We start from the raw sequence: 9222 nt of genomic DNA, 5'->3' as shown, positions 1-9222 counted from the left end.
GCGCGGGGTGGTGCGGGGCGCGTCGGCCTGGCCTGTCCCCGCCGAGTACAGCGCGAGCGCCACCCGTTCGGTCAGGTAGTCCGCCCGGCCGAGCAGGACATGCGCCCGCCGGCGGCCGGTCCCCGGTCCGCTGCGGCCGGGTACCCGGACCCGGTGCACCAGCGCGGCGTGGGGCACCTCGTCCGGATCGTGGTGGCCCGGTGGGCCGGCGACACCGACGAGGTAGGCGAGTGAGCTCGCCGGAGGCTCGACCCCGGCATCGTCCGGCTCTGCCTGGCCGGCGAGCAGGTCGTGCCAGGAGCGGGTCCCTGCCGAGCTGAGCGAACTCGCGACCGGGAAGTAGCCCTCCCGGCCCGAGCGGGCCCGCGACCAGACGTAGACGACCTGGTCGATGCGGCTCGCGTCGGCCGTCCAGTCGGCGTGCGCCCTGATCGGCGACGAATGTTCGATCACGGCCGGCCCTGTCGCGGCGGCCGGTTCCTCGCTCGTCCGGCCATCTCGATCATGTTCGGGCTGCCGGAAAGAGGACGTCCAGACAGGCCGCATCCCGAGGCGGGACCAGCCGCAGGACACCGGCGACAAGCGTCGAACCGGTCCAGACCGGCGTGGTCCTCGGCGGCACGGCGCTCGGATCTCCCGCTGCCGCGCCGCTCGCGTCGCCCGGCGTCGACCGCGCCCCGGTGGTCGGCGTCCGGGCGGCGTGCGGGGCGAACACGATCGAGCGGGCGGTTTCGGGCCGCGTGTCCGGCTGGCCCGACTGCCGTCCGGTCGAGAACAGCGGGACGGCGGCACTCTCGGCGGGGATGGGGACCGTCCGCCAGACCCGTTGGGCGAGATCGGCCCGGCGGGTCGCGGTCGTGCCGAAGCCCGTCTCGGCCAGAACGCCGGCGTCGCGCAGATGCTCGTGGTAGGCGTCGAGCAGGTCGTTGACGCGTCGGCCGACCCCGTGCCGACCGGGCCGCGGGCACAGCTGGTTCTCCGGTTCGGTGGCGCCCGGCCGGGCGAGGGCGGCGGCGACGAGGGCCGCCGCGAGCGCGTCGAAGTGGCTGCCGCCGACGAGATGCATGATGATCACCGGATTTGCCGCCACCGCCACGGCGGCGACCGCACGGTGGCCCCTCCCGGCCAGCCGCAGCGTCAGGACGACCAGGGCGACCGTCGCGAGCACGGCGACGACGCGCAGCGCCACCACGGTCCCGCCTGGACCGCCGCCGAGCGCCGCCGTGGCCTTCTCGATCGCCACCGCCGCGCTGCCGTAGGGGCTGTGGGTATCGGCCCAGCGCGGGTCGACGGCGCGCACGAACCCCAGCCCCGAACCGTCCGCCGCGCCGGCGGCGCGCAGGGCGGACACACCGTGGGTCGCCGGATCCAGCCCGAGCCTGGCGAGCTCGCCCTGAGCGGCGTAGGCATAGGCGTCCCGGCTGTACAGCGGCGGACCCACCGCGAACGGCGCGCTCCAGGCCACGGCGGCGGCGAGCCCGCCGCGGATGCTCACCCGACCGGCCAGCGCGCCGCGCAGGAGCGCAGCCCAGCACACGCACAGGGCGATGACGCTCAGCGCGGACAGTCCGGCCAGAACGCCCCTCGTGGTCTCGCCCGGCGGCGTCGATGGAAGAATCTCCCACCAGGATGAGGGATCGGTGATGTTCGGGTCTCTCGGTCCGAGCCGGCTCTCGGCCGCCATGGCCGTGATCGCGGCCGCGGTGCCGGCGGCGATCAGCCAGCCGACGCCGGTGTGGCCGCCGCCAGCGGATGGTCCGGGCTGAGCGCGCCCAGCCGCGGGTGGGGTGGCCGTTCTCGGCCGCTCGCCTCGAGGCAGGGTGCCAGGGGATGATCTGTCGGGTGCGGCGGAGGGACCGTCGTCGGTTGCTGGGGAGGTCGCGCGTGAGTGCCCTCGCGGCGCCCGGCCCGTCGACCGACGCGATGCCGGTCGGCCGGCTGTCGGCCGCGGCAGGCGAGACCGAGCCCCGAGTGGCTCCACTGCCCCAGACCCCCTTCATCGCCGTCGAACCGCCGCGCCACCGTGGGCCGGTGCGGCGCGCGGCCAACGCGGTGGCCGCCGTGGCCTGCCGCTGGCCGTGGGTGGTGACCGCCGTCCTGTGCCTGCTGTGCGTCGGGTTCGGCGTGACCGGTCCCGACACCCCCGCCCAGGAGTACCGGGTGTGGTTGTTCCGTCACGGTGGAGCGCTGCTCTGGGACGATCAATGGTACGGCGGCCACACCATACCCGGGTACAGCGTGCTGTTCCCCCCGCTGGGGGCGCTGCTCGGGGTGGAGGTCCTCGGGGCGCTGTCCTGTGTGGCGTCCACCGTGCTCGTCGCCCGGCTGCTGCGCGGCCCGCGGCGGCGCTCGGGACACGAGCTCGTCCTGGTCTGGTTCGCCGTCGCGACCGTGTCGAACCTGGTCGTGGGCCGGATGCCGTTCGCCCTCGGGATGGCCTTCGGTGCGCTGGCGCTGCTCGGCGCGCGGGAGCGGCGCACGAAGCTCACGTGGGCCGGCGCGATCCTCTCGTCGCTGGCCTCGCCCCTGGCGGCCGGCTTCGTGCTGCTGGTCGGCTGCGCGCTGCTGCCGACGATCGGCTGGCGGCGGGTGCTTCCGTTCGTCGGCGCCGGGGCCGGCATCGGCGTGGCGCTCGCCTTCCCGGAGGACGGCTACCAGCCCTTCCCCGCGGTGACCTACCTTTCGCTGCTCGCACTGATCGGGGTGGGGCTGCTCGTCGTCCCGCGCGAGGCCCGGCCGATCCGGCACGGTCTGCTGCTGTGGGCGGCCGCGGCGAGCCTGTTCTTCTTCCTGCCCTCCCAGGTTGGCGGCAACATCACCCGGCCGGCGACGCTGCTGGCCGGCCCGGCGGCGGCGCTGTTGCTCGCCGACCGGCGCCGGCTGCTGGCGATCGTGGCGATCCCGCTGATGGGCTGGCAGCTCGGGCCGCTGCACGGCGCCCTGCTCACCCAGGGTGACCCGTCCGCCAAGGCGAGTTACTACACGGGCATGCTCGACTTCCTCGACCGCGGCACCCCGGTGCCCGCGGGTCGGGTGGAGGTGCCGTTCACCCGGGCGCACTGGGAGGCACGTTACGTGGCGCCGTCGGTGCCGATGGCCCGCGGCTGGCTGCGTCAGCTCGACAGCAAGTACAACGCCCTGTTCTACGACGGCACGCTGAACGCCGAGACATACCACCAGTGGCTGCTGGCCCGCGGCATCCGCTATGTCGCCCTGCCCGACGTCGACCTGGACCCCTCCGCGGTCGCCGAGGCGAAGCTGCTGCGGGCCGGTCTGCCGTACCTGGACCTGGCCTGGCAGGACGCGCACTGGAAGGTCTGGCTGGTCACCGACTCGCCGGGCCTGGTGCAGGGGCCGGCGAGCCTGACCGAGCTCGGCGTGAGCTCGATGGCCGTCGATTTCCGCGCGCCCGGCATCGCCACGGTCCTCGTGCACTACACGCCGTACTGGCAGCCGGCCGAGGGCCGGGCCTGCGTGTTCCGGGCCGCCGGCGGCTGGACGGGGATCCTCACCGAGTCCGCCGGGCCGGTGCGGCTGACCGCCCGGCTCTCCGTCGACGGGTTGACCCGGGCCAGCGCCCTGGACTGCCCCGTCGACCAGCGCGTCGGCTGACCCGGCGTCCCACCGGGCCGCGGGGGGCCGCCGCCGTCCGCTCCCGACCTGTCCTCAGCTCGGCCGGTTGAGCGGGACGATGCGCAGCCCGGCGTGCGCGAGGATGCCCGGCAGGGCGCGGATCACGTCCCGGTCGCGTTCCCGGTCGACCTCGGGCAGCTCGGCCCAGTCGACCATCGCCGGATGACGGCGGCCGGAGCCGTCCTGTGGTGCCGGTCCGAGGGTGAAGCCCTTCGCGGTCCGTTCCCGCCGCCAGCGATCGTGTTCCTGCTGGGCGAGCTGTTCGATCTCGGCGCCGGTGAAGGAGAAGTCGGAGTCCGCCTCCCCGGCGGGCATCAGCATCAGGCTCTGGGTCCGCAGCATCTCGCCGAACTGCGCCGCCTGGGCCCGATTGGCGTCGCGCAGGTCCTCGGGCAGCTCGTCCCAGGGCACCATCGCCCGCCGGGATCCCATCGCCTGACCGCGGCGCCGCTCGGTCTCCAGGTAGCGGATGTGGCTGGCCTGGGCGAACCGCTCGATCAGGTCGGTGTCGCCGAGGTCCAGCGGCAGCGCCTCGTCGTTCACGGCGAAGAAGCGGACGCCGCCCCGCAGGTTCTCCAGCAGCGGCGTCGGCGTCGGCGCCACGGTCGTGTTCGGCTGGCCGAAGACGTCCTGCAGGCTGCGCTGCCGGCCGGTGCGCACGATGACCGTCGTCCGCCCGATGCCGAAGCGCTCGTTGAGCACCTGGGCGGCGTCCAGGCCGAACAGCAGCGCCCGCTCCTCGTCACCGAGGCAGACGTAGACGAACTCCGGCGGGCCGAGCCGGTCGGTGGCGTCCAGGACGTCGGGGGGAAGCTCACCGTTCTGGGTGTCGTGGCCGGTCAGCAGGACCCGGGACAGGGCCGGCTCGCGGGCCCGCAGCAGGGCCAGCTTCGCCGCGGCGCTCGGGTCGGACACGGCGATGGGCAGCAGGGCCCCGTCCGCGCCGGCGCAGGCCCGCCAGCGGCGCGCCAGCTCCATCACCAGCGCCCGGCCCAGCCCTGACAGGCCGAGCACGACCAGGGGCGCCGGCTGGTCCGGTGGCGCGCCGTCGGCCTCGACCGTCGCCCAGCTCGGCGGGTGGCGGTTGAGCAGGGCGTGCGCGCCCAGTACCTCGATGGCGAAGAAGTCCAGCCGGAACCCGGCGTCGTCGTCGAGCCCGATCCGCCGCGCCCGCAGATGCGGGATCAGCGACAGGTCTCCGACCTGGGCCAGGCAGCGCAGCGGCTGCTCCGCCCGGTCGACGGCCAGGCGCCGGGCGGCGAGCGCGATCGCCAGGTTCGAGGAGGTGTCCGGCAGGCAGCCGTAGACCACGTCGGCCCGGGCGATGCCCGCCTTCGCCAGTACCAGCGGCTCGACCGGGTCGCCGACCACCCGCAACAGCCCCGCGGGCCGCTCGGCGTCCGGATACTCGCGCTGCGCGTCCTCGGCGACGAGCACCACCCTTTTCGTCTGCGAGAGCCGGTCGACGAGGGCGGAGGCGGTGGGTCCGGTACCGCACACGACCACGTGGTGGCGGGCCCGGCGGGCCCGAAACCGTTCGAAGCGTTGCGCAAAGACCGTGCTGACGGCGTCCGCGACGCCCACGGCGGTGGCGAGCGGGGCCAGGAACCGGGCGATTTCCAGCGTCAGGGGGAACTGGCCGCCGTCCTGGAAGACGTTGCCGTCGAGGAGGAACAGCGTCGCGGTGAAATAGACCACGTTCGGCCAGCTGAACGAGGCCGGCGTGGCCTTGAACAGCCGGTACATCCCGATCAGGCCGAGGGTGAACGCGATGACCCCGAGCACGGCGAACACGCCGAGCAGATGATGGCGCAGCCACCGCGCGAGCCGGCCGGCCACGGCCAGCACGAGGCCCGGGCCGCCGGGGAAGCCCTGGCGGCCCGCGCCCGGGGGAATCACCAGTGCCGGCCGCGGGCCCCCCGGCCGGGACGCATCACGACCCGGCCGGTGGCAGCGCGGCGCCGGCCGCCGGCGTCACCGTCCGGTGGGTTCGGACACCAGGTCGGCGACGACGATGGTGGTGTCGTCTCTCGCGCCGGCCAGCAGCGCGGCCTCGACGAGGGCGTCCGCAGCCCGCTCGGGCGGCGAGGAGCCGAGTTCGCTCATCAGGCCGTCGAGCTGTTCGGGTGTCATCACCTTGGTGATGCCGTCGCTGGCGAGCACCACCCGGTCGCCGGCGCGGACCGGCTCGGAGAAGATGTCGGCCTCGATCTCGTCGGCGAGACCGACCGCGTTGAGCAGCGGGCCGTTGCGGATCGCGTGTGGGGTGGTCAGCGCCCGGGGGCGCCCGCGCCCCGGCTGCAGCCACACGGAGCTGTCCCCGACGTGCGCGACGGTGAGGTACTCGCCGGTGCTGCGCTGCCGGCCGAGGATGACGACGTCGAGCGTGCAGGCCATGCCGAGCCAGGTGGGCTCCTCCCGGGCGCGGGTGCGCACCACCCGGTTCGCCCGTTCCACCGCCTTGCGCAGGCCCTCCAGCGGATCCTCGGCGTACTGCGGCCGGAAGCCGGCGACCGTGGTCACGGTGAGCGTCGACGCGATCTGGCCGGCGGCCTCGCCGCCCACTCCGTCAGCCACCGCGAGCAGGCCGTCGACGACGACGAACGCGTCCTCGTTGGGGCCGCCGCGTTTGCCCCGGCGGGTCCGCCCGGCGGCGGCCAGCCGCAGGGGCGCGGCCGTGACCTCGTCGGGTTCGGCCGCGACGAGGTCCGCCGCGTGTTCCCGGCGGCGGGGCGGGGGTGTCATGCCGGGAAAGGTCGTCGCGGTGGGCGAACTCTCCCAGCGGGGATCACCCGTGCCCGCCTGGGCGGCCGGCTCCGGCGTGGCCGGCTGCGGGGTGTAGGTCGTGGTGGGCGGCGCGATCGGGAAGTCACCGGTCTGCGGGTCGTAGTACCGGGTCGTGTTCTGCCGATCGTCGTCATAGGACGGCACCTGGTGCGGCGGCGTCGCGGGCGGCGGCGTCCAGCCGGTCGCGTCGGGGTCGGAGCCGCGGCCGAACTCGCCCGCGGGAACCTTGGCGGTCACTTCCCCTCCCCACGGCGCGCCGGCGGTCCCGACGGAGCCTGCCTCGGCCATACCTGGGTCACTGGCCCGTGGATCATGTGCTCCCCTGCCGGCCGAGTTCGGGCTGGCAGCACCATCACCATCCGAACCGGCGTCGCTCGCCCTGGCGCTACCAGGTGGTTCTTCACCCGCTCGGTCGGCTCCCGCCCCGCCGTCGGCGGGCCCGTCGTCCGCGCCCCCACCGAGGTGGTAAACCCTGGCGAGGTGGGTGTCGGAGGACCGGCCACCCGTCGCGCGTGACTCCACCGCCGGCGCGGCGACCGCGGGCGCCGGATCCGGTTCGTCGAAGCCGGGAAGGTCGTCGAGAGCGGTCGTGTCGGGATCGTCACGGACCGGCACCGTACCGGATTGGTGGCGCTCGTGGTTCAGGCCACGCCTGGGGCGCTGGTTTCCCTGCCGGACCGGCCGGTTGTTCAGATAGAGAAAGATCACCAGGGCCACCAGCAGCACCACGATGAGCATGATCGGCACCAGCGAGCTACCCATGGCCTCCGTCCCCGCCGAACCAGTCATGACCACGCTGCCGGACGTGTTGCCAGCCGTCCTTCTTGATACTCAAGGACATCGACGTCCCGCGGACCACGGGTGTGTCGCGACACCGACACAAGTGCTGGTCATTGTTCCAGACTTGACCGACCCCGAGTAGGGCAACCGGGTGCTCGAGGGCCAGGCTGGCACCGCTCGCGCGGACGCCGGCCCGGTTTCACCGCCGTGCCGGGGGCGGGAGCATGACACCGATCAGCAGGGTGAAGGTGATCACGGGCAGCCCGAAGGAGCGGCGGCGCCGCCGGTTCGGGCCGTCGGTGATCTCGGCGAGGATGCGGGACTCGACCACGTCCGCCAGGGCCGCGGCGGCCCGCAGCTGGGGGTCGTCCGGCAGGTAGAGCATTGCCAGGCGCCGCACGACGCGTTCCAGATCGGCCGGATGCGGGCCGCCGGCCTCGGCGTCGACGGACTGGACGGTGCGGCGGAAGTACCGCTCCGCCGCCGCCGCCAACGCCGCGCCGGTCGGTGGTTCCGACCCGTGCCGTGCCCGGCTGTCCCGGCTGTCCCGGCCCGCCGTGCCCCAGCGCCAGATCGCCTCGTGCAGGTCCCGCTCGCCCTCCCAGCTGGGCACGTGCCGGGCGAGCAGGCCGAAGACCTGTGCGGCGTCCGGGAGCTCCGACTCGCAGGCGGCCAGGAAGGCCACGGTGGGACTGTGGTCCGAGTCGTCGGTGGCCGGGATGCGCGCGGTCAGCTCCGCCGCCAGGGCATCGAGGTCGGCGTCGCCCGATCCGGCCCTGTCATGGTGGTACAGATCGAGTACCCGGCGCAGGGCGGTCATGCGCTCCGAGGGCTGTCCATCCGGCCGGCCGACCATGAGCCGCTCGAACACGGGCCGGGCGCCGGCCGCGAGAAAGGCGCCCCCCGCGCCGGCCGTCACGGGCGCCGGCGAGAGCGCGGCGGCGTCGGCGATGGCATGGCGGAGGTCCTGCGCACCGTCCCAGCCCGGGGCGTAAAGGACAAGCAGCCGGAAGGCATCGGCTCCCCACGCGTGGGTCTCCCGCAGCAGCCGGACGACCGTGGCCGCCGGTGTCTCGCTGCCGCGGGTAAGCCGCTGCGCCGCCGGGCCGGCCGTCACCGGGCCCGCCGGCGTGACCGGGGCTGACGGCCTGAACGGAGGTGACGGCGCTACGACGGCAGCTGGGTCGGGAGTCCAGCCGCCGCTCGCCGGTGCCGCGGCGAACGAGCTGGTCGGGGCGGACGCGGCGGGCGGACCGGCGGTGGTGTCGACGGCGGTGACGGGACCGAGCGTGGTGACTGGAGCGACTGGAGCGACTGGAGCGACCGGGACGACCGGGACGACCGGTGTCGTCGGCGCGGCCGCGATGGGTGGGTTGCTCGGGTGCGCGGGTTCATTGCCCGCCGGGTGGGGCCGCCCGGCGGGCAATGGCGTGGGGGTGACCGGCCGCAGCGCGGCCAGGGTTTGCGCGGCCAACCGCTGTGCCTGGTCGGCGGCGGTGGGCAACCGGCAGGCAACCAAGATCGCTTCGATGCCGGCCGTGAGCGTCGGCTCGGCGTCTCGCAGTGCCGCCTGGACGCCGCGGGTGGGTGAGGGACCGGGCAGCGCGGCGAGATCGTCCGCCAGCGCGGTGATCATTCCTTCGACCTGTCGCTGCCGCTCGGCGACGGCGCTTTCGACCGTGGCCCGACCGGGATCCGCGCCGAGCTCGGCGGCGCGGACCAGGATTCGATCGACGAGCTCCGCCCGGCCGCGGCGCATGGCCTGCGCCAACGCCGGCTGGGATGGCGGCCTGGGCGGCCTGCGTTCCGCTCCGCCGGCCGCGCCGGTACCGGTGCCGGCTGCCAGCAGCATGCCGGCGAGGCGGCGCAGCTGGCCCTGGAACCGCGTGCCGGCCGGCAGGTCGACGGGCAGCCCAGCCGGGGTGGCGAGCAGCAGCGCCAGTCCGAGCCCCGGTCCGGGAAGGGCGCGATGATGCGGCGGACGGTGCGCTGACCGGCCGCCGCGAACAGGACGACCGCGAA

General features: G+C 74.8%; 4 protein-coding genes and 2 pseudogenes. 1 reads left to right on the top strand and 5 read right to left on the bottom strand.

Translation table 11 applies throughout. The features are described 5' to 3' along the window. Positions 1-453, bottom strand: a pseudogene (locus MXD58_RS13150) (hypothetical protein); the annotation flags it as partial. Positions 454-502: 49 nt separating this feature from the next. Beyond that, a complete protein-coding gene (mptB, locus tag MXD58_RS30710) occupies positions 503-1981 on the bottom strand; it encodes a polyprenol phosphomannose-dependent alpha 1,6 mannosyltransferase MptB (protein WP_518477966.1) in 1479 nt (492 codons plus the stop codon). On the opposite strand from mptB, the gene MXD58_RS13140 reads away from it, so the two are divergent. Then, positions 1924-3612, top strand: a complete 1689-nt coding sequence (locus MXD58_RS13140) for a hypothetical protein (protein ID WP_248839226.1) — start codon at positions 1924-1926, stop codon at positions 3610-3612. The two genes, mptB and MXD58_RS13140, sit on opposite strands and share 58 nt — an antisense overlap. Before the next feature lie 54 nt (positions 3613-3666). On the opposite strand, the gene MXD58_RS13135 is transcribed toward MXD58_RS13140, so the two are convergent. From MXD58_RS13135 to MXD58_RS13125, 3 genes and pseudogenes are all read right to left on the bottom strand, one after another. Beyond that, entirely contained in the window at positions 3667-5532 is a 1866-nt protein-coding gene (locus MXD58_RS13135; RefSeq protein WP_248839204.1) for an NAD-binding protein, read from the bottom strand. 75 nt (positions 5533-5607) lie between these two features. Next, a complete protein-coding gene (locus MXD58_RS13130) occupies positions 5608-7182 on the bottom strand; it encodes a protein phosphatase 2C domain-containing protein (RefSeq protein WP_248839205.1) in 1575 nt (524 codons plus the stop codon). A 217-nt stretch (positions 7183-7399) separates the two neighbouring features. After that, positions 7400-9222 (bottom strand): annotated as a pseudogene (locus MXD58_RS13125) (hypothetical protein); the annotation flags it as partial.

This window comes from Frankia sp. AgKG'84/4, from assembly GCF_023242965.2.
Lineage (GTDB): Bacteria > Actinomycetota > Actinomycetes > Frankiales > Frankiaceae > Frankia.
The sequence above is the reverse complement of the archived record's forward strand: the minus strand, read 5'-3'. Positions and strand labels throughout refer to the sequence as shown.

Excerpts from the sequence above, each read along its gene's own strand:
- MXD58_RS13140 (WP_248839226.1), top strand. The coding sequence starts at position 1,924 with ATGCCGGTCGGCCGGCTGTCGGCCGCGGCAGGCGAGACCGAGCCCCGA.
- MXD58_RS13130 (WP_248839205.1), bottom strand. The coding sequence starts at position 7,182 with ATGGGTAGCTCGCTGGTGCCGATCATGCTCATCGTGGTGCTGCTGGTG.